This window comes from Fusibacter paucivorans (assembly GCF_018390735.1).
Classification (GTDB): Bacteria; Bacillota; Clostridia; order Peptostreptococcales; family Acidaminobacteraceae; genus Fusibacter; species Fusibacter paucivorans.
This window is the reverse complement of sequence record NZ_JAHBCL010000010.1, coordinates 15,450-36,794: the sequence shown is the minus strand read 5'-3', so window position 1 is coordinate 36,794 and position 21,345 is coordinate 15,450. Positions and strand designations below refer to the sequence as shown.

The 21,345-nt window shown below is 42.6% G+C and carries 18 protein-coding genes and 1 riboswitch; of the genes, 14 read left to right on the top strand and 4 right to left on the bottom strand.

Annotated elements, in window-relative coordinates; genetic code table 11:
* Position 1: 1 nt before the first annotated feature.
* The 3 genes from KHM83_RS07030 to KHM83_RS07020 form a co-directional block, all read right to left on the bottom strand.
* Positions 2 to 1,108, bottom strand: a complete 1,107-nt coding sequence (locus KHM83_RS07030) for a KamA family radical SAM protein (RefSeq protein WP_213236285.1) — start codon at positions 1,106 to 1,108, stop codon at positions 2 to 4.
* Positions 1,109 to 1,199: 91 nt separating this feature from the next.
* Positions 1,200 to 2,306: an MGDG synthase family glycosyltransferase gene (locus KHM83_RS07025; RefSeq protein ID WP_213236284.1), complete on the bottom strand. Its 1,107-nt coding sequence runs from the start codon at positions 2,304 to 2,306 to the stop codon at positions 1,200 to 1,202.
* 153 nt (positions 2,307 to 2,459) lie between these two features.
* A complete protein-coding gene (locus tag KHM83_RS07020) occupies positions 2,460 to 3,692 on the bottom strand; it encodes a uracil-xanthine permease family protein (RefSeq protein WP_213236283.1) in 1,233 nt (410 codons plus the stop codon).
* Positions 3,693 to 3,986: 294 nt separating this feature from the next.
* Between KHM83_RS07020 and KHM83_RS07015 the strand changes: the two genes are divergently transcribed.
* Complete coding sequence (locus KHM83_RS07015) at positions 3,987 to 4,766, top strand: acyl-[acyl-carrier-protein] thioesterase (RefSeq protein ID WP_213236282.1); 780 nt, start codon at positions 3,987 to 3,989, stop codon at positions 4,764 to 4,766.
* Positions 4,767 to 4,768: 2 nt separating this feature from the next.
* Here the strand turns inward: KHM83_RS07015 and KHM83_RS07010 are convergent, their stop codons facing one another.
* Positions 4,769 to 6,133: an MATE family efflux transporter gene (locus KHM83_RS07010; RefSeq protein WP_213236281.1), complete on the bottom strand. Its 1,365-nt coding sequence runs from the start codon at positions 6,131 to 6,133 to the stop codon at positions 4,769 to 4,771.
* 548 nt (positions 6,134 to 6,681) lie between these two features.
* Here KHM83_RS07010 and KHM83_RS07005 point away from each other — a divergent pair.
* The 13 genes from KHM83_RS07005 to KHM83_RS06945 all read left to right on the top strand — a co-directional run bounded on the left by KHM83_RS07005 (position 6,682) and on the right by KHM83_RS06945 (position 21,272).
* Positions 6,682 to 7,380, top strand: a complete 699-nt coding sequence (locus KHM83_RS07005) for a response regulator transcription factor (RefSeq protein ID WP_213236280.1) — start codon at positions 6,682 to 6,684, stop codon at positions 7,378 to 7,380.
* A gap of 27 nt (positions 7,381 to 7,407) precedes the next feature.
* Complete coding sequence (gene pnpS / locus KHM83_RS07000; RefSeq protein ID WP_213236279.1) at positions 7,408 to 9,159, top strand: two-component system histidine kinase PnpS; 1,752 nt, start codon at positions 7,408 to 7,410, stop codon at positions 9,157 to 9,159.
* A gap of 241 nt (positions 9,160 to 9,400) precedes the next feature.
* Complete coding sequence (locus KHM83_RS06995; RefSeq protein ID WP_213236278.1) at positions 9,401 to 10,318, top strand: phosphate ABC transporter substrate-binding protein; 918 nt, start codon at positions 9,401 to 9,403, stop codon at positions 10,316 to 10,318.
* 130 nt (positions 10,319 to 10,448) lie between these two features.
* On the top strand, positions 10,449 to 11,318 hold the full coding sequence (gene pstC / locus KHM83_RS06990) for a phosphate ABC transporter permease subunit PstC (RefSeq protein WP_213236371.1): 870 nt from the start codon (positions 10,449 to 10,451) through the stop codon (positions 11,316 to 11,318).
* Between the two features lie 18 nt (positions 11,319 to 11,336).
* Positions 11,337 to 12,161: a phosphate ABC transporter permease PstA gene (gene pstA / locus KHM83_RS06985; RefSeq protein WP_246542937.1), complete on the top strand. Its 825-nt coding sequence runs from the start codon at positions 11,337 to 11,339 to the stop codon at positions 12,159 to 12,161.
* Positions 12,162 to 12,258: 97 nt separating this feature from the next.
* A complete protein-coding gene (pstB, locus tag KHM83_RS06980; RefSeq protein WP_213236277.1) occupies positions 12,259 to 13,017 on the top strand; it encodes a phosphate ABC transporter ATP-binding protein PstB in 759 nt (252 codons plus the stop codon).
* Between the two features lie 44 nt (positions 13,018 to 13,061).
* Positions 13,062 to 13,721, top strand: a complete 660-nt coding sequence (gene phoU, locus KHM83_RS06975) for a phosphate signaling complex protein PhoU (protein WP_213236276.1) — start codon at positions 13,062 to 13,064, stop codon at positions 13,719 to 13,721.
* A 205-nt stretch (positions 13,722 to 13,926) separates the two neighbouring features.
* Positions 13,927 to 14,928, top strand: a complete 1,002-nt coding sequence (locus tag KHM83_RS06970) for a lysylphosphatidylglycerol synthase transmembrane domain-containing protein (protein ID WP_213236275.1) — start codon at positions 13,927 to 13,929, stop codon at positions 14,926 to 14,928.
* Positions 14,925 to 16,079: an aminotransferase class V-fold PLP-dependent enzyme gene (locus tag KHM83_RS06965; RefSeq protein ID WP_213236274.1), complete on the top strand. Its 1,155-nt coding sequence runs from the start codon at positions 14,925 to 14,927 to the stop codon at positions 16,077 to 16,079. The genes KHM83_RS06970 and KHM83_RS06965 overlap by 4 nt, the downstream gene beginning before the upstream one ends.
* 74 nt (positions 16,080 to 16,153) lie before the next feature.
* Positions 16,154 to 17,821, top strand: a complete 1,668-nt coding sequence (locus tag KHM83_RS06960) for a glutamine--tRNA ligase/YqeY domain fusion protein (protein WP_213236273.1) — start codon at positions 16,154 to 16,156, stop codon at positions 17,819 to 17,821.
* A gap of 301 nt (positions 17,822 to 18,122) precedes the next feature.
* The gene (locus KHM83_RS06955) at positions 18,123 to 18,470 is read left to right on the top strand and encodes a PilZ domain-containing protein (RefSeq protein ID WP_213236272.1); all 348 of its coding nucleotides are present in this window, start codon (positions 18,123 to 18,125) and stop codon (positions 18,468 to 18,470) included.
* Between the two features lie 15 nt (positions 18,471 to 18,485).
* Positions 18,486 to 20,276 carry an oligoendopeptidase F gene (gene pepF, locus KHM83_RS06950; RefSeq protein ID WP_213236271.1) on the top strand — a complete coding sequence of 597 codons (1,791 nt, stop codon included), beginning with the start codon at positions 18,486 to 18,488 and terminating at the stop codon, positions 20,274 to 20,276.
* Positions 20,277 to 20,333: 57 nt separating this feature from the next.
* Positions 20,334 to 20,428, top strand: a riboswitch (THF riboswitch).
* A 70-nt stretch (positions 20,429 to 20,498) separates the two neighbouring features.
* On the top strand, positions 20,499 to 21,272 hold the full coding sequence (locus tag KHM83_RS06945) for a folate family ECF transporter S component (RefSeq protein ID WP_213236270.1): 774 nt from the start codon (positions 20,499 to 20,501) through the stop codon (positions 21,270 to 21,272).
* Positions 21,273 to 21,345 lie beyond the last annotated feature (73 nt).

The window sequence follows — 21,345 nt, the reverse complement described above, 5'->3', positions numbered from 1 at the left end:
ATTACGATTGAATATCGTCCGATTCTAGCCATGCCTGATTTGGTTTCAAATCAACAGAAAAAATGCGGCCGTGATTTTCCGGATACTTGGATTGATGGTATTTAAAGAGCATTTCAGACTGATAGCGTCCTATAATTTCTATTTTGCCGGTCTCGTGGCTCATACAGAATTTGAGGCGCTTACTGTGTCCGTTCATGAGTTTTCGAGCGTTCTTAACGATATCAAACGCTTGATCAAGTGGTACTTGAAACTGATTTTTTACACCTTTAACAGGACGACATTGGAAAATGTAATAAGGGACAATGCCATGCTTGACAAGTCTGTTTTGCAGATCAGACAATGTTTTTGGATGGTCATTGACACCTTTGAGCAGTACCGTCTGATTGTTGACGATCACATTGTGCTCCAAGAGTTTGCTGACAGCGCCAATTGCTTCGTCAGTTAACTCTTTCGGATGATTGAATTGTGTTACGACGTAAATGCGTTTTTTTTCGGAATACTTTTTGAGCAGTTCCAGAAGTTTAAGGTCTGAAGTGATACGCTCCGGGAATACGACCGGTGTACGCGTACCGAACCGGATAAAATCCAAATGTGGAATTTCCGTGAGTTCCTTTAAATAGCTTTCGATAAGATCGGTTTCGAGAAGAAAGGCGTCGCCGCCGGTGATGAGGACGTTATTGATGGTTTCATGAGATTGGATGTAGCTGACGGCGTCCTTGATAAAAGAGAGTGTCTCGTTGCTTGACGTTCCGACGAGACGTTTTCGGAAGCAGTGTCTGCAATACATAGCGCATTTGTTGGTAGATAAGAGCAGTGCCGTTTGTTCGTACTTGTGTTGAAGCCCCTTCATTTTCGTGTTCTGCGATTCGCCGCTGGTATCGAACGTACCGTCCATATCGAATTCGCTGATAGTCGGGATGGCCATCTTTCGAATGGGATCATGCGGGTCGTCAATGTCAATCAGATTGAGATAATATTGCGTGGACGAAATGGGAAACTTCTTCGCGATTTTCCGATAGGACAGTACTTCTTCTTCAGACATCGGCAAAAAATCACGAAGCGAATCGACAGAGTGGATGTTAGACTTTAAGCTGTCTTTCCAGGACATTTATACCTCCTTTATTTAGTTTTAAGGGTTATAGTATTAGCCATACTAAACTCACGACACTATTATATCATATATACTTATGTTTGAAAAGTTAAAAATTTCCATATTCGCCTAATGACATGGCATCAATCAGTCTGAGTGTTGCATTGATATCATAAGTGCGTTTAAGGGCTGTGACATTTTGCTTCAACAGTTTAAAGAAACGGTCGTCTTCGTGTATTTGATTTAAAATGAACATCAGGTTTTCACCATTTCGGATTCGGAGCGCCGCGCCGGCACTGAGCAAAAACTCAGTATTTTCTTCTTCTTGCCCCGGCATGGCAAATGGAATGAGCAGCGGCAGTTCTTTAGCAATCGCTTCACTGGTGGTCAGCCCACCTGGCTTCGTGACGATAACATGTGCACGATCCATTAAAAGATCGACTTTGTCCACAAAACCATACAGTTCAAAATGTCCGGATTTGATATCATCCGCATACTGTTTCTCAAGATTTTTAAGAAGATGCTTATTATTGCCGCAAACGACGATACACTTGAGTGGCAAATAGCTTTTGCTGAGATAATCTAAAATATCATCAATGAAATTTAAGCCGATGCTGCCGCTCATTATGAGCAGTGTGAACGGTTCAATCGGCTGTGGTTTGATGGCATAGAAGTTTGGCGTCAGCGGCATACCGTAATTGTAAATGATACGGCTTTTGATGCCGTTTTGAATAAGGACGTTGCGCGTTAGCTCTGCACCGACGATATAGGCGTTGACAAATGGATTGATGTAGCTCAAATGCGGAAAAAAGTCCGTGACTACGGACAAATAAGGGACGCGAATCTTGTTTTGTGCTTTCAGTGTACAGATAATGTTGCTGGCCAAAAGGTGTGTACCGATAATCAGGTCCGGTTTGTACACTTCAATATGCGCAAGGAGTTTCGATTTGCCGACGATGTTCAATACGTTTGAGAAACGTTTGTTGACGAGACGGCGATTGCTGAGATTGTAGAGCCGGCCAAAGGTACTGGGCGAACGCAGCGACATTTGTTTATAGGAATTCACGACAACATAATTAAGCGGGCGGTTGATCTCGCGCATAAATTGTGAGACTTGTACAATGTGACCACTTTCAGTGAGCAGAATTCTGAGATTGTCTGCCGCTTTATCATGGCCACCGCCGGTTGATGCTGTCAATATAATAATTCTAGCCATAAATACCTCCTCTGGATATTTTTACAATACTATTTTATAGGATTCCGCCATCGGCCACAACAAAAAAAGCATGTAAAAAAACCGATTGTCCAGATGGCTGCATCCGGTACAATCGGTTTTCTATATGCTTCATGATATTTTGGTGCAATGTTTTTATCGGTTGCCGATGATGGCATTCAGGATTACACCGCATAATGCTGCAAGGCTCAAACCTGAAAGCGAAACGAATGTGCCTGGAATAGGCAGTGAAACTGCTGCTGCAGGCAGATATGTCGGCGAAAGTCCAATAAAGATAATAACAGCCATGATTAAAATATTTTTAGCATTCATTTGAACAGCATTATCTTTGATCGTCTTAAAGCCAATCAAGGCGATCATGGAAAAAAGCATCAAGCTGATGCCGCCCATGACTGCTGTCGGAATAGAATTGAGCACGCCGCCAAGTTTGCCGATAAGGCTGAGTACAATGGCGAAGACAGCTGCAATTCTTAAAATGACAGGGTTGTAGTTTTTCGTAATCGCAAGAACCCCTGTATTTTCACCATAAGTGGTGTTAGCAGGGCCTCCGATAAAACCGGCAAACATTGTCGCAAGACCATCACCCAGCAACGTTCGATGCAAACCGGGATCCTGAACAAAGTTTTTGCCGACGACTGTACCATTCGTCGTAATGTCGCCAATATGTTCCATAAAAACGGCTAAGACGACGGGTGCAATGACAAAAATCGCTTCAACAGAGAATTTTGGCAGTGAAAAAGCGGGAAGCGATACCAAGGAAGCTGATGTGATTACACTTGTATCTACTTGACCCAGCGACAGTGAAATAATGTAACCGGTTACGACACCAATAAGGATGGCCAGTTGTTTTAAAAAGCCTTTACCAAAGAAGTTAATGCCCAGTGCTGTTGCAAGTGTAATAGCTGCAATCATAAAATTTGCCTTAACCATGTCAACGGCAGTTGGCACGAGATTGAGGCCGATGACGATAATCATAGGTCCGACGACTCTCGGTGGAAGAAATGCCTTAATCTTATCAGCACCAATGGTTTTAACCACAAATGACAGCAGGACATAAATAAATCCGGATACAATAATACCGCCTTGGGCATAAGCCAGATCACCTGCGTACATTTCTTTAACTTGTAAGATCAATGGAATAAATGCGAATGAAGAACCGAGGAATACGGGAACTTTGAAATCTGTACAGAAATGAAAAATAAGTGTACCGCAACCTGCGGCAAAGAGTGCGACGGATGGATTAAAACCGGTTAGAATGGGAACGAGTACGGTTGCGCCAAACATGGCGATTAAGTGCTGAAGTCCCAAAACAAAGCTTTTGTAATCTTTTAGCGTTTCGGTAGTGCCGACCATCGTGTTTGTAGACATAAAAAAACCTCCCTTAATTGATTTCAAAATTGGGAGAAGACTATCATCTTCTCTTTTCAGCCTCACAGGACTAAATTAAAAAGTGCTGCATACTGACGAACAGTAGCGTGATTTAATTCCAAAAAAATATATCATAGTTGGCGTATTGACGCAATGACAGAAAATGGAATATGTCTTGCTGTGTCAGACATATTTGTGTAGTTTGTCTATAGGTTAGATTGAATGGGTTCGTGATTTCGACAATTGTGCTATAATGGGTAATAGAACTGTATTTACAGGAGGCAGAAGCATTTTATGGGCAAAGAATATGTAAAAAAGTATGAAATCAACACCGTTGATTTTGATGAGAATCACCGTTTAAGGGCCATAACAATTATAAACTTTCTACAAGACATTTCAACGCGTCATTATTGGCACGCATTAACGGAAAGCGGCGTGGACGATGCGGATGGCTTTTGGGTGATCGTCGAATGGGATGTCAAAGTGCACTTTTATCCCGAACGCGCACAGTTTGTAACCGTGACGACCGAACCGATCTATTTTCGGAAATTCATCGCCTATAGGCGTTATACAATCGTAGATGAGTTGGGGCGCTGCATGGCAACGGCGATGAGCAAATGGGCATACATGAGCTTGTCAATTCGCAAACAAGCTAATATTCCACCTGAGATTTACGATGTCTTTGGCGTTGCAAAAGATGCGGTCAAACCGCAAAAGCTGCAAAAAACGCAGCAACCGGATGTCGAACCGATCATTTGTCATCATCAAGTAGGTTATAATGATATTGACGTCAATGGACATGTTAACAACGGCGCCTATTTTCATTGGTTGATGAATGCTATTCCCGAGAGGTTAAAGGCAGCGCGTCAACCGAACGGGATCCAAATTCACTATAGACAAGAAGTTTTTAAAGGTGCTGATGTGGTTTTATCGCTTTACGCAGCGCCGGAACAGCAGGCAAATACGGAAATGAACGGCGAGACAGATCATTTTGCACATGAAAACGGCAACGCGCTTCTGGCAGATATCTGTGAGAGCGATCGCGTTGCCGTTCAATGTGTTCTGACTTGGTGAATTTAAGTTTGAATAAGGCGTTTTGCCCACTTGTTGGATTTGACGCGCGGCAGCCCCAGCAATGCTTTGGCTATTTCCTCAACGCCAATAAAGCCGGCGACATAATAAACGGGAAGCTTTAAATAAAAGCCGCAGAAAAAGGCAATGGGAACACCGATCAGCCAAACGCAGGAAAGTTCGAGGATCATAGAATAAACGGTGTCGCCGCCGCTGCGAAGCGTGCCAATGACGACGATAGTATTGTAAAAGCGAAATGGGGTCAAAAAGGCAAGGACTCTCAGCGTTTTAATCGTCGCCGTGTAACCGGCGGCCGTCAAATTAAAAAGCCTTGGGATTGCAAACGGCGACAGCGTAAATACGATAATGGCAACGAAAATACCGCAGATAGCAGAAAGTGCCAAAAACTTATGATTAAAGCGGATTGCATCGTCGATTTCGCCGGCGCCGAGTTTGTTGCCGAGCATCACCATTGCGGCGTTGCCGAGTCCCATACTGATGACGAAAAAAAGACTGTTGATCATATTGGATATTTGAATAGAAGCCATTTCCATTGTCCCCATATGGGCATATACATAGGCGTATGTCGTCATGCCAAGCGCCCAGAAACCTTCATTGACAATGACGGGAAGTGCTGTTTTTAAAATGTGCTGAAAGGTTGAGCGCTTTGCTTTAAAAAAGTCGGACAGTGTCACGGATAAATATGGAATACCGCGGTAAATGCCGTTTAGGATGATGATGCACTCAATGATCCGCGCAATGAGTGTTGCAATGGCAGCGCCGCGTACACCGAGAACCGGAAAGCCAAAGAGGCCAAAGATCAGGAGGGCATTAAGGCCGGTATTGATGAGGAGCGAGATGACACTTGCCTTCATCGGCAATTTGGCATGGCCAATGCCGCGCGTTGAAAAGCCAAAGGCAAAACTGACGGCGGTCAAAAGGTAACTGAAGCTGACAATGCGCAAATACGGTGCGCCAACGGCAATGAGGTCGGTATCACCGGAGATCAGCGTCAAGAATTGTACTGGCAGTGCAAAAGCAATAATGAAGAACAGTGCTGAGACAATTAAGCCGATGGTTAGTGCAACGACCATGACATCTCTGAGGCGGTCGTAATTTTTGTTGCCCCAGTACTGCGAAATGAAAATGCTGACACCGCTGTAAGTGCCGAAGAGAATGAGTGTCATCAAGAAAAACAGCTGATTCGCCAAACCGACTGCGGCAATACTCGTTGCACCCAATTGACCGATCATGACATTGTCCACGAGATTCAAAGAGGACGAAATGGCATTTTGAACGGCAATGGGAATTGCTGTATTAAAAAGAAGCGTATAGAATTCGCGATTATCTTTGTAGCCTAAAAAAGACATGATGCCTCCGGGGTTGTCCTTGCCGATTTATTTACGCCGCGACCTCAGCGCCTTAAAGCACGTATATTCGGACGTATGATGCAATTACTTAGTATCTCTATTATAGCGGAAGATGAGTGAAAAGTCGTTTAAATAAACGTCAAATATTAATGCCATAAGCCGTGAAACCGCTAAACGTCGTATCAAGGGTTCATTAAGAGAGGCTTTCAAGGACCTTTGACATGCTGCTAATAACGACTGAACCAGCTCATAGCGGATGTTTATATGGTGGAAAAGCGATAAAGAACATGATGTCTCGCATATTTTAGAGGGTATTTAGCGAATAATTAAGGTTTTCTGTTGTCATAGGGGAACGAAATAATATACAATAAAAGCGATTAGCTATCTAAGGAAATTGCATAATAGTCTTTTCGTTGAACTTTTACACCGTATGTTGAAGTTTCATCTTGCAGAAGAGATGCATATTGTGTTAAAAAGATTAAAAGTTGAATAATGCAATTTCCTCACCTTTCAAAATTAATTACAAATATCGAAAAAGGTGGATACCAATGAACAAATATAAAGTATTAATTGTCGATGATGAAATTCATATTCTGGAGTTACTGCGTTATAATCTTGAAAGCAATGGCTATGAAGTCGTCGAGGCAGAAACCGGTGAACAGGCATTAAAAATTATTGAAACACAGACATTGGATTGTATATTATTGGATTTGATGCTGCCGGGAATTGATGGCATTGAAGTGCTCCGAAAGATCAGACAATCAGATAAAGCATCACTACCCGTCATGATGCTGACAGCGAAGAACGAAGAAATTGACGCAGTCATTGGCCTTGAAATGGGTGCTGATGATTATGTCGGGAAGCCGTTTAGAACACGTGAACTCATTTCGAGAGTGAAGGCGATTATTCGTAGAAGTGAAGCGCGCAAAGTTGAAACACAGGTTTCCAATATTATCGATCAAGAAGGATTGACGATCAATTTAGAAACCCATCAAATATTTAAAGACGGCAATGAGATCTTTTTGACGCTGAAAGAATTTGAACTCCTTGAAAAACTCATGAAAACGCCGGGGCGTGTTTTTACAAGAGATGAATTGCTCGAATCCATCTGGGGCTATGACTATATAGGCGAAACGCGAACCGTTGATGTTCATATTCGACAGTTACGCAAAAAAATCGAAAAAGATGATAAAAACCCGGAACTTATTTTAACCGTTCGCGGTATTGGCTATAAGTTTAAACAATAGGACAAAGACGATAAGGAGATTGCGAATATGCGAAGAAAACTGCTGTTATCCTACGCCGTATTAGTGCTCGTCATCGTCGTTCCGCTCAGCGTCGTCATAAACAATGCGTTAAAGGATCAATTGGTGACGCAGTATGAGGCGCAGCTTGAGAATGAAATAGGCCTCGTCAAAGAACATCTGTTGGATATTGATTTGGATGAGACGAGTTTTAAAGAGTTTGCTTACGGCGTCAAAGATATGCTGGACGTGCGCGTCACCATCATTAATGGCAGCGGCGTCGTACAGGCCGACTCCGAAGAAAATCCGGCGAATATGGACAATCACATCAATCGAGAAGAAGTGCGTACGGCACTTTCAACTGGCACATTAGCCAGTTCGGTTCGTTATTCTAGCACCCTCAAGACGGAATACCTCTACACGGCAATTCCCGTGACACTTAAAGGAACACACTATATTATCCGTATTTCAAAACCGCTCTTTGAGCTGAATGAAATCAACGATACCATCAAACGCTATACCATGCTCTCTACGGCGATTGCAATCATTTTGGCAATGATTATTGCGTGGTTCATGAGCAGACGTATTACGGGTCCCATTGATGAACTGACAAAAGCAGCCAAAGACATCAGTGCCGGCAATTACGGAAAAAAAATTTACACGCATACCAGTGATCAAATTGGTGAATTGACAAATTCTTTCAATCATATGAGTGTTAATCTTGCTGTTTCCATGACCAGTCTTAAACAGCGCAATGTTGAACTTGAGGCAATTCTCAACAGTATGATCAATGGGATTATTGCCATCGATGCGGATAAGAATATTTTGATGATTAATCCCATCTGTTTTGAAATATTGAACTTGCCTTCTGACTATATCGTTGAAAATGAATCGATGTACAAGATTATTCGAAATGATGAGTTGGCTGAAATGGTGGAGGATGCCATTGAGAGCGGTATATCGCAAGTGAAGGAACTCTCATATATTCATCTTGATAAGATTTTGCGAATTTATATTAATCCGATTATTACCAATGAAAAAGACATTATCGGCAGTATCGTGGTGCTCCAAGATGTGACCCAGATACGCAAACTCGAACAAATGCGTTCAGATTTCGTTTCCAACGTGTCGCATGAGTTAAAGACGCCGTTGACATCGATTAAAGGTTTTGTAGATACACTCAAAAACGGCGCTATCGGTGATGAAGGAACGGCACTCAGGTTTCTTGATATCATCGATATCGAATCGGATCGGCTTTACCGATTGATCAATGATATTTTGATTCTCTCAGAGATTGAGCGCATGGATAAAGACTACGATAAAGAACGCGTTGAAGTGTGTGAAGTCATTGATGAAGTTGTCGATATGCTCAGTTTAAAGGCCGAACAGAAAAGCATTGGATTGTCTGCTGAGAAAGATGGCCCAATGACGATGCTGGGAAACCGTGACAGGGTGAAGCAAATGATGATTAACCTTGTCGACAATGCGCTTAAATACACGGAAGTGGGAGAGGTCAATATTAAAATTACCAGTACCGGCAATTGGATTAAGATTACAGTCAGCGACACTGGGATTGGTATTCCGGAAGAACATTTAACGAGGCTCTTTGAGCGGTTTTACCGCGTTGATAAAGGCAGAAGTCGAAATCAAGGCGGTACGGGACTGGGCCTTTCCATTGTGAAACACATTGTATTGCTGTATAAAGGCAAAATCAGTGTAACAAGCAATGTCAATGCCGGAACGACTTTTGAAATTCTCTTTCCAAAAGATAGTGAACAATAATAGAAGTTAGGTGCCTTAAAGCGCCGTTTATAGGAAAGCACGATGCGATCAATCGATCCGTCGTGCTTTTTTAATTGCATGATTTAAGCATTGGGTATGATACAACTTTGAAAACGATATGTTCTAGTGCTAAATATGTGACTTTACATAGAATTAACTTTACACTGATATCGGCATAACATAGCCATGTTAAATTATGACTGTAATTAATTTTGAAAAAAAATTGGAGGGCATCATACAAATGAAGACATTAAAATCAGCTGGCATTTTAGCCATGATCTTGTTAATGGTATTTGCTTTAACAGCATGTGGGGGATCAACAGAAAACGCTTCGGCTTCAACATCAACACCTGCAGCATCAAGTGAGTCGACTCCTGCTGAAACAACACCGGCAGAAACAAGCGAGCCTGCTGCGGCAGAAGAAATCACTGTAAACGTTTCTGGTTCAACTTCTGTATTGCCATTGGCACAGGAAGAAGCAGATGCATTCGAAGCAAAATATCCAAATGTACGCGTTAACGTCAATGGCGGCGGTTCATCACAAGGTGTTAAGGATGTTGTTGAAGGCATTTCTGATATCGGCAATACTTCAAGAAACCTTAAAGACAGCGAAAAAGAATTTAACTTAAATGAACACGTTATTGCATATGATGGGATTGCGGTTTCAGTACATCCAAGCAACCCTGTAACAAGTCTTTCAAAAGAACAAGTTCAAGGCATCTTCAAAGGCGAAATCACAAACTGGAAAGATGTCGGCGGCAATGATGAAGAAATCGTCGTGATCAGCAGAGAAGATGGTTCAGGTACGAGAGGTGCCTTTGAAGAAATTCTTAAACTCGAAGATGAAAGCGGCAGCCTCGTTTCAGAAACTGCTCTGATCTTTAATGGCAACGGCGGTGTAAAAGCAGCGCTGGCTTCAAAAGAAACTGCGATTGGTTATCTTTCACTCGGTGTTGTTGACGAATCAGTCAAACCACTCGAAATTGACGGTGTCGCACCATCAGTAGAAACGATTAAAGCTGGTGACTACCCAGTATCAAGACCTTTCTTAATGAATACACCACAAGAGACAACCGAAGGTGCACAAATGTTTATCGACTTTATCTTAAGTGATGAGGGCCAAGCAATTGTTGAAGATGGTTATATCACAGTAAAATAAGTAAGACTGTCAATAAATGAGAGTCGGCAGGCAGCGTGTGCAGCTTGCCGCTCTTAATGATTTTAAAGATAGGATGTTGATCAGGATGATTTTAGAAAACGATCGAATAGAGCAAAGGGTATTAAAACCTATGAAAAAGATGAAATGGAGCGACATATTTGAGTGGCTCATCGAGCGCGTCTTCTTTATTTGCGCAATGTTTGCCGTTTTTTCAGTAGCGGCGATCACAATATTTATTTTTATAAAAGGTCTTCCGGCAATAAGCGAAATTGGCTTACTGAATTTTACATTGGGCAGTAAATGGAAGCCATCTGCGAACTTATTCGGAATTTTACCAATGATCGCGGGATCGATCTTTGCAACCATTGGCGCCATTGCCATTGGCGTTCCCGTCGGCATTTTTACAGCGGTTTATCTGGCGGAAATTGCGCCGCCAAATGTCGCTAAATTTGTCAGACCGGCAGTTGAGCTCTTAGCGGGTATTCCGTCAGTGCTCTACGGTTTTTTTGGTCTCGTCGTCATCGTACCGCTTGTGTCCGATGTATTTGGCGGGGCGGGTTATAGTTTGTTGACAGCGAGTTTTATATTAGGTGTTATGATTTTGCCAACGATCATCAGTTTATCAGAGGCAGCACTAAGAGCCGTGCCGGTTGAGTATAAAGAAGGTGCTCTAGCACTTGGCTCTTCACATATTAATGCCGTGTTTACCGTGCTTATACCGGCAGCGAGATCTGGGATCGTCGCTGCAATCATTTTGGGTGTTGGCAGAGCGATTGGTGAAACCATGGCCGTCATGCTCGTCGCCGGTAATACCCCGCGTGTTCCCGGCAGTGTTTTAGATCCTATTCGAACCATGACGACAAATATCGCAATGGAAATGAACTATGCAGTTGATCTGCACTTTGATGCCCTATTCGGAACGGGCGTTGTGCTGTTTGTCTTTATCATGATTTTAAACCTTGTCACTTATTTCTTTGTACACCGCAATGTTGCGAAATAGAATGGAAGGTGACAATTTATGAAAATGAAAGAAAGAATCTTAAAGAGTTTAATATATATTTCAACAATTGTAACGGTTGGCGTACTTCTCTGGATTATTGGGTATATTCTCGTTAAAGGAGTTGCACATATTTCATGGGGGTTTTTAAGTACGGATCAAACATCAGATTACAATGGCATATTGCCGATTATTATCAGTACGCTTTACCTCGTTTTTCTCGGTGTCGTCGTGGCAACACCGATCGGGGTTTTTGCAGCGATTTATTTGACAGAGTATGCAAAACAGGGAAGAATTGTCAAAGTGATCCGTTTTGCGACAGAGAGCCTTGGAGCGATTCCGTCAATTGTCTTTGGTCTATTTGGTCTTATCTTCTTTGTTGTCATCCTTAGATTGCAGCGTTCACTCGTAGCAGGTGCGTTGACGGTAACCATTATGGTGCTGCCGACGATTATTCGAGCGACTGAGGAAGCGCTTAAGTCTGTTCCGAGAGAATATCGGGAGGGAAGTTTTGCACTTGGGGCGTCCAAGTTCAGAACCATCTTCAAAGTTATTTTGCCTTCGGCAATTCCTGGGATCTTAAGTGCGACGATACTGACGATTGGACGTATTGTCGGTGAGTCTGCGGCTGTATTCTTAACGGCAGGAATGGTGCCGAGGATGCCTCGCGGTATTTTTGATCCGGGGCGAACGCTTTCTGTGCACATGTATATTCTCGCCAGTGAAGGCATTTCGTTTGACGAAGCTTATGCGACAGCAGTGGTGCTCGTCGCCATTGTACTCATGGTTAATTTCACGGCTAACAAAGTGGTCAATTTGTTAAAACGCGGTAGGATGGCATCATAGTTGTTGCATCAATAGGTCGTCAAAATATCTGAGGACAAGTATAATGTAGACAAGCATACACGACAATCGAAAATAATGAAATCAATAAGGTGAAAAAATGGAAAATTACAAATTCAAGGTGTCGGACTTAGACCTGTATTATGGCGAGTTCCAAGCGCTCAATAAAATAAATATGTCAATTAAAAGCCACCAGATCACCGCTTTTATCGGACCGTCTGGCTGCGGAAAATCGACCTTTATCAAAACGCTTAACCGCATGAACGATTTAATTCCCGGTGTAACGATAAATGGTGAGGTGTTGCTGGACGGTGAGGATATTTATGCTTCTAGGCAAGATATTATTACACTTCGTAAACGCGTGGGGATGGTCTTTCAAAAACCTAATCCATTTCCAATGAGTATTTATGATAATATCACATATGGCCCTCGGACGCATGGTGTTAAACAGCGCTCAAAGCTGGATGAGATCGTCGAGCGCAGTTTACGGCAGGCGGCAATTTGGGATGAAGTAAAAGACAGACTGAAAAAGAATGCATTGGGTCTTTCAGGCGGGCAGCAGCAGCGCCTTTGCATCGCTAGGGCGCTTGCTGTGGAACCGGAAGTACTGCTCATGGATGAACCGACTTCGGCACTGGATCCGATCTCAACGATGAAAATTGAAGAACTGGCTGGTGAATTAAAGAAAGATTATACGATTATTATGGTCACGCACAATATGCAGCAAGCCGGCAGAATTTCAGACAATACAGCCTTCTTCTTAAATGGAGAAGTGATTGAATTCGATGAGACGGTAAACATATTCAACCATCCTAAAGATGAACGGACAGAAAATTATATTACGGGTCGTTTCGGTTGATGCGAAACAGACGGTGTAGAATAGACTAGGAGGTAATGTTTCCAATGTCATATAGGACAGCATTAGATAATGATTTAAGGACGTTGCACGTACAAATCATTAAAATGGGCACATTAATAGAAAAAAGTATTGATGACACCATCCAAGCACTGATTAATCAGGATGTGGAAATGGCAAAACAGGTGATCGAAGGTGACGATCGATTTGACGATATGGAAAGGCTCATTGAATCCAATTGTGTTTCTGTCATTGCCAGACAGCAGCCGGTGGCTTCAGATTTGCGAAAAATCACATCCATTCTCAAAATTGTTACTGATTTGGAGCGCATTGCAGATCACTGCTCTGATGTTTCAAAACTTACCCTTCATTTGGCAAAAGAAGAGTATGTCAAACCATTGATTGACATACCAAAAATGTCTAAGCAGGTCAAGGAGATGTTGAAGCTTACCATTGACTGCTATATTGATCTTGATGTTGATAAAGGTAAGCGGATTTGTAAAGAAGACGATATCGTGGACAATTATTATAAGAGCATTCGCGAAGAGTTGGAAATGATTATGAAAGAACGTCCGGGTACGGTGCGGCAATGTATTGATTTTCTGCTGATTGCCAAGTATCTTGAACGCATGGCAGATCATATTACCAATGTGGCTGAATGGGTCATTTACAGCGTTGAAGGCGAGCGCTACGATAGAACAGAATAGAGATGATAGGCATGGAGAGGCGAAGGCTTCTCCTTTTTCATTCAATGTGTCCCCATAAAAGTTCAATACATCCAGTTGTGGCGATTAAATAGACAAGTGTACAGCGATGTGATAACGGCTGTAAAATAAATAAAATGATGTGATGATACGACAGGTTCGACGAGTATGCTATAATGTAATATGACAATTAGAGGAGCGAATGGCTGTGACATTTAAAATTAGAAAATACATTTATTATATTGTGGTTTTTATTATACTTTCGTCGGCATCTTTGTGGGCTGTACAGCACTTTTTTAACTTGGAAGTAGACTTTTCTCGTCTTTCGATGCCGCTTATTTCGGCACTATGCGGTATGGTGGTTGTTTATGTCTTGCTTGATGCACTGCGGTTTTATTGGATATTGGGTATTATGGATATTCACCTCCCGTATTCTGAAATTGTAAAACTCGTCGTTATCGGCACGAGTGTCAGCAATATTACACCATTTTTGGCAGGGGGAAGTATTGCGCAAATATATCTTTTAAATAAACAAGGTGTTTCAATCGGCCGTGCGACTGCGGCGACATCCGTGCGTGCTGTATTGGCGTCAACTTTCTTTTTTTCAGTTTTGCCAATTGTTTTTTATTATAATGCCGATATATTAGGTGATGCCTTTCAAAAAATATCGCATTATCTACCTTGGATAACGTTGGGGTATGCACTTTGGACGACGATTATTATTGTTGTGAGTTTTCATCATCAGTGGTTGATCGGCAAATTTAAGCATTTTGCGGTGAAACGGCGCAAGGCTGAAAAATTACTGCATCTGGCAGATGAAGCGAGTGTTTTTCTGGATGGTATGCGCATTTTCTTAAAATCGGGTATGCGCAATATAACTGGTGCACTTTTGACGACTTCCGTTCACTTTGTATTCGTTTTTTTATTTTCGGTGGTGATCGTTGGGTTCCTAGGCTATCAGATAGCACCTTATCAGACGGCGGCGTACCAAATGATGGCACATTTTGTCATGTATTTTGGTTTTACGCCTGGGGCTTCGGGATTTGCCGAAGGCAGTTTTGCCTACATATTTTCCAAGGTCGTTCAGCCGGACGATCTCGCATTAGTGGTATTCTTATGGCGTTTCAGTACCGTTTACGTCATTACGGCTATAGGGTTTGTTGTTATGTTAATTGAGGTTTATCGACATCGCATAAGGAGTAGCGCATGAAAGTATATTTAGACAACAGTGCCACGTCATTTCCAAAGCCTCTTGCAGTGGAACATGCAGTAACACAGTGGTTCAGGGATGGTTATGGCAATGTCAGCCGCAGCAGCGGATCAGGTACAAGGCAGCTGGAACGCCTTGTTTACGAAACGCGGGAAGCGCTTTCGACTCTTTTTAATTTTCCTGATTTGGATCATATTGTCTTTACAAAACATATTACAGAAGCGTTGAATATTGTTATTTTTGGTTTTTTAAAAGCGAAGGATCATGTTATTGTTACCGGCGTTGAGCACAATGGTGTCATCAGGCCGCTGGAAGCACTTAAAGAACGCATCGGTGTTACTTATACGGCGTTGCCGGTCAGTTCGCTTGGGGTTGTTGATCTGGCGGCGCTGGAACAGGCCGTAAGGCCGAATACGAAATTAATCATTAGCACACACGCGTCCAATGTCACAGGTGATGTCATGCCGATTGAAGACATTGGCAAATTTGCATATGACAATGACATCGTTTTTATGGTAGACAGTGCGCAGACGGCGGGTGTTCTGCCAATAGATATGCAGGCACAACATATTGATTTACTGGCCTTTACAGGTCATAAGGGGCTTATGGGACCACAGGGGATTGGCGGTCTTCTCATCCGACCGGAACTGGTTTCGCAGATTAAGCCGCTCATCTATGGCGGTACCGGCAGTTATTCAGAGCAGCTGAGTCAGCCGGATACGATGCCGGACAGATATGAAAGCGGGACGCTTAATTCCTTGGGGATCGTAGGACTTCATGCCGGGATTAATACGATTCAGAAAATTGGTCTCGATCGTGTCTTAGAGCATGAACAGCAGCTGATTCGTATTCTTCAGGAAGCTTTTCAGCAAGATTCGCGTGTACGTCTGATTGGCAATCCGGATTATTCAAAACGCGTTGGCGTACTTTCGATGCAGTTTCTGACAATTGATAATGCATTGGTTGCCTATGAACTCAGCAAACAATTTGGGATTAGTACACGTGTGGGACTGCATTGTTCACCGCTTGCTCATCAAGTCTACAACACGTACCCATCGGGAACAGTCAGATTTAGCACATCATTTCTCAACACGGTGGAAGAATTGCATTATGCAGTAGCGGGAATTAAAGAAATTTTGTCCCAAGGTTAACTTTTAAGGGCTTTGGCCTATGAAAATGAGAATAATTCAGTATAATAGTACTAAGAAATATTGGAGGCAAACGGATGATAAAAGATGAAACGGTAATGGCATCAAACTTTATACACAATATTATTGATTCAGACTTGGAAACGGGGAAAGTCAAGTCGATCTGTACGCGCTTTCCGCCGGAGCCCAATGGCTATTTGCACGTTGGACACGCCAAGGCGATCTTGATAAATTATTTAACGGCAAAAAAATACGGTGGTCGCTTCAACTTGCGCTTTGACGATACAAATCCGGTTAAGGAAGATGTTGAATATGTTGAATCGATTAAAGCAGATATCAAGTGGTTAGGCTGTGAGTGGGATGGCCTCTACTACGCATCCGATTATTTTGGTGATATGTATCGTTATGCAATGGAATTGGTGAAAAAAGGGCTTGCATTTGTAGACGATCAAACCGCTGAAGAAATTCGTGAAACACGCGGCACGTTGACGGAAACTGGTACGCCGTCGCCGTATAGAGATCGCTCAATTGAAGAAAATGTAACGCTGTTCGAGCAAATGCATGATGGCGTATTTGAAGACGGTGCGAGGGTTTTAAGAGCTAAGATTGATATGAACAGTCCGAATATCAATATGCGTGATCCCGTCATTTATAGGATTGCCCGTGCGACGCATCACAATACTGGCGATGAATGGTGCATTTATCCAATGTACGATTTTGCGCATCCGATTGAAGATGCTCTAGAGGGTGTGACGCATTCACTTTGCTCACTGGAATTTGAGGATCATCGTCCGCTTTATGATTGGGTGCTCGAACATTTAGACGATTATAAAGTTGAAAGACCTCAACAAATTGAATTTGCAAAGCTCTATATTGCAGATTCCGTTCTCGGCAAACGCTATTTGAAGAAACTCGTAGACGATGGCACAGTTGAAGGCTGGGATGATCCAAGGCTCGATACGATTTCAGGTATGCGCAGACGCGGTATGACGCCGAATGCCATCAGGGATTTTGCAGAGCGAATAGGCGTTGCCAAGAGTAATTCCATTGTGGATCGCGCACTTTTGGAGCATTGTATTCGCGATGATTTAAAAGAGAGTGTCAAGCGAAAAATGGGCGTGCTCGATCCGATAAAATTAACCATCGCTAATTATCCTGAAGGCGAAGTCGAGTGGCTCGACGATGAAGACAACCCTGATAATCCAGACATGGGCGAGCGCAAGATTCCATTTAGCAGAACGCTCTATATCGAACGGGATGACGTCATGGAAAATCCGCCGAAGAAATATCACCGTTTCTATGTTGGCAATGAGGTCCGTCTTCGAAAAGCGTATTTTGTAACCTGTACGGAAATTATTAAAGATGCTGATGGGAAGATCACTGAAATCATCGGGACGTATGATCCGGAAACGAAGAGCGGTACGGGTTTTACAGCGCGTAAAGTTAGAGGCACCATCCATTGGGTTTCAGCTTCTCACGCGATACCGGCGACGGTTAGACTTTATGAAAACTTGGTTAAGCGTGAAGTGGAAGGAGACGAAAATACACCGCTTGTTTATAACGATGAATCCATTCAAACACTGACAAGCTGTATGCTTGAACCGAGTTTTAAAGAAATGACACCAGGTGAGCGCGTTCAAATACTTCGTCATGGCTATTTTATTGCAGATACAAAATTGTCTTCTGATGAAGCGTTGGTATTGAATCGCATTGTGTCACTCAAGAGTTCCTATAAACCTAAGTAATAATCGCAACAGGCAGTTTCCTATTGATTGCTTGGTGAAAACAGCTGTGAATGCGGATCCTTTATGGATTCGAGCGATATGGCTGCATTGTTTTAAGTGATTAATAAAGATAAAAAACAGAAGTAAAGCCAGTGAATCAGCGCTAATCGCCGCTGTTGATTCACTGGCTTTTGCAATGTTTAAACCGTGTGAAGGCTTTGTCAAACTTTTTACTCAGGACATTTGTGACTTTTCGCTTGTTTGGGTAGGCATAAAAGGGGAAAAAAAGTATAATGGAAGCATAGTGATAAAGGAGGCTATGATGGAAAGAAGACAGGCCAAACGCGTTAGAAACCTTGGCGAAATAGAATCGTACAGCTTTCAGGGTGACAATCGAATGGTTGAGATCAATCGCCCCAATATCATCTCCTTAAAAGACATATCCACAGGTGGTTTGGGGATACAGAGTGCGACAAAGTTTGCAGCAGGGACAACGCTGAGCATTGATTTGATTATTAACGATACGAGTTTTGTCGTCATTGGGCGTATTGTATGGTGTCGTGAAAATGGCATTCACTTTGATTGTGGTTTGCGACTTATTTATATACCGACTGATTTGGAAAACATTATTGATGCTTACGAGGAAGAAGCGAATCCATACATTAACTAGACGAGGAGGTTATTGATGAAACGAGCGGAACAGCGAATGGAAGATACATGGGATTTATCAGATCTCTATCGTGACTTAGAAACATGGGAAGCGGCATTTGCGGAAGTAAAAGTGCTGGCAAAGAACTTTAAGGCATACAGCGGGCGTCTTTACGAAGCCCCCGAGACGCTTTACGAGGCTATTCAAGCAAAAGAACGTGCTGAGCGTATGCTTTCCAATGTCATCACGTATGCGCGTTTGAAACATGATGAAGATACTAAAAATGCAACCTATCAATCTTTGACATCGCGTGTTGAGGCGTTAGGTTCTGAATATGGTGAAATGACAGCCTTTTACGCACCGGAACTCATGGCGGGCGATTTTGTAAAAATTGAGTCATTTATGGATCGTTATCCACCGCTCGCCGCCTATCGCTTTTATTTTGAATCGCTTTTTAGAAGCAAGCCTCATATACGTTCTGAGGAAATTGAACATCTGCTGGCACAGACGGAAGAAATGGCTTCAGGCGCCAGCAATGCTTACGGCATGCTGCTTAATGCTGACATGACCTATGAAGATGCCGTGGACAGTGAGGGGAATGCGCATCCGATTACAAACGGCAGCTATATTCCTCTGATGATGAATGAGGATCGCGAACTCCGCAAAGATGCCTTTACGAAGTACTATGCCAACTATGAGGCGCATATCAACACGTTTGCAGCACTTTTACAGACAGAAGTGAAGAAAAATATTTTTTATGCAAAGGCGAGGGGGTTTAAAAGTGCGCGCGAAGCGGCGCTCTTTGATAATCATATTCCGGTAACGGTTCCCGATGCACTGATTGAAGCGGTACACGGCAAGTTGGACAGCTTTTACGATTACATGAAACTTCGCAAGGAAGTGCTTGGGTATGATGCCTTGCATCTTTATGATATTTACAACCCGATAGTTGAAAGTGTTGATTTTAAAGTGACTTATGAAGAAGCGCAAAAAATGACGCTTGGCGCATTAAAACCGTTGGGTGAAGCATATGGTGAAGTCGTTGAAAATGCATACCAGACGCGGTGGATTGACGTCTATGAAAATGAAGGGAAACGCAGTGGCGCATATTCATGGGGGACTTATGATTCTAGACCTTACATTCTCCTTAATCATAAAGACAACCTCGATTCGATGTTTACGCTGATTCATGAAATGGGACATTCGATGCATTCGTATTTGACGCATCAAACACAGCCTTTTGTCTACGGGCATTACAGTATCTTCTTGGCAGAAGTGGCATCGACGACGAATGAAGCGCTTTTAAATGATTATTTAATGAAGACGATTGACAATGAAGGCCGAAAGAAATATATTGTCAATCACTATTTAGAGCAGTTTCGCGGTACTATTTTTAGGCAGACGATGTTTGCAGAATTTGAACGCGATATTCATGCGACGGTTGAGGCCGGTGGTGCGTTGACAGCGGAATACCTATGCAGCCATTATTTAGAACTGAATCGCAAGTATTTTGGTCCGGATGTGGTTATTGATGAAGCGATTCAATACGAGTGGGCGAGAATTCCACATTTTTACTACGATTTTTATGTGTATCAATATGCGACGGGATTTTCCGCAGCAATTGCCTTATCAGATCGTATCTTGAATGATGGCGAAACAGCGGTAAACGCATATCTTGATTTCTTAAAGAGCGGTGCTTCGGATTCGCCGATTCCGATTTTAAGACGTGCCGGAGCCGATATGGAGACAGAAGTGCCTGTTCAGGAAGCGCTAAACCGATTTGCAGAAGTGGTTAAAACATTTGATAAACTTGTAAAGAATTCGTAAAGTCTGTCATGTGCGTTGCTTTTTATAAAAAATGCTGTACAATGATAATACTACAGTAACAGAGTAGGTAAAATGCGTTAAGTGTTAGGGAATGGGAAGTTGTCCCTAAACGAAAGACGAAGTGTCTGCGGTATTTTACTGCGTCCGCTGTTGCATTATGATGATCTCTCATTGGTAATGTAATAGTTGGTATTTTTCTATTGGAAGGAGAGTATCATCGTTATGAACCGTAACGGAAAATTTAAGATTGCAACGGATACGCTGGTTAAGGCGGGGTTGCTTGCAGCGATTAGCATTGTTCTCACTAGAGTCTTTTCAATTATGATCCCGTTGGGTGGTATACCCGCATTGAGACTGGGATTTGGAAGTCTGCCGATTATGATTGCAGGACTTCTGTTTGGACCGATTGTTGGTGGTCTTACCGGTGTTGTCGCCGATTTAATCGGCGTTATGTTAAACCCAATGGGTGGTTCGTTTTTCCCTGGCTTTACATTGAGCGCGGCCATGAACGGCATTCTGGCAGGTTTATTGTTTCAAACCTTTAAAATTCATAAGCGAAAATTAAATTACAATATTGCCAATGCGATCGTTATATTAATGTTTTTGCTAATTGTCATTGGCATCATGGTCGTCTATGGGGTTATTACATTCGAAAACGGCAAGCCCGTTTACTCAGAACCTATGGCACTTTTCGTGATCAGCATTGCCTTTGTCATGTCGATTATTTTTATGCTGATTCCAGCGGTACAGCCGAAGAAGCTTAAACTTCAGCAGGCAGTGTATGGTTATGATAAAATTGCATTTGCCGTGACGCTTGATTATCTCGTCATTAGCCTAGGCTTAAATACAAAGTGGCTGAGTATGATGTACGGCAAGGGCGTACTTGCATTTTTCCCCGGACGCATCGTCGCTGCGATTGCGATTATTCCGATCTATACTTTTATTTTATTTACATTATCCCGTCTGCTTCATTTTGAACATTTAGTACGGAAGTAATATAATGAAGATTCAAAGCTGAAATTCAACATTACTGTAGTAAGGGGTGCTGCTTTTAGACAGCCCCTTTTTT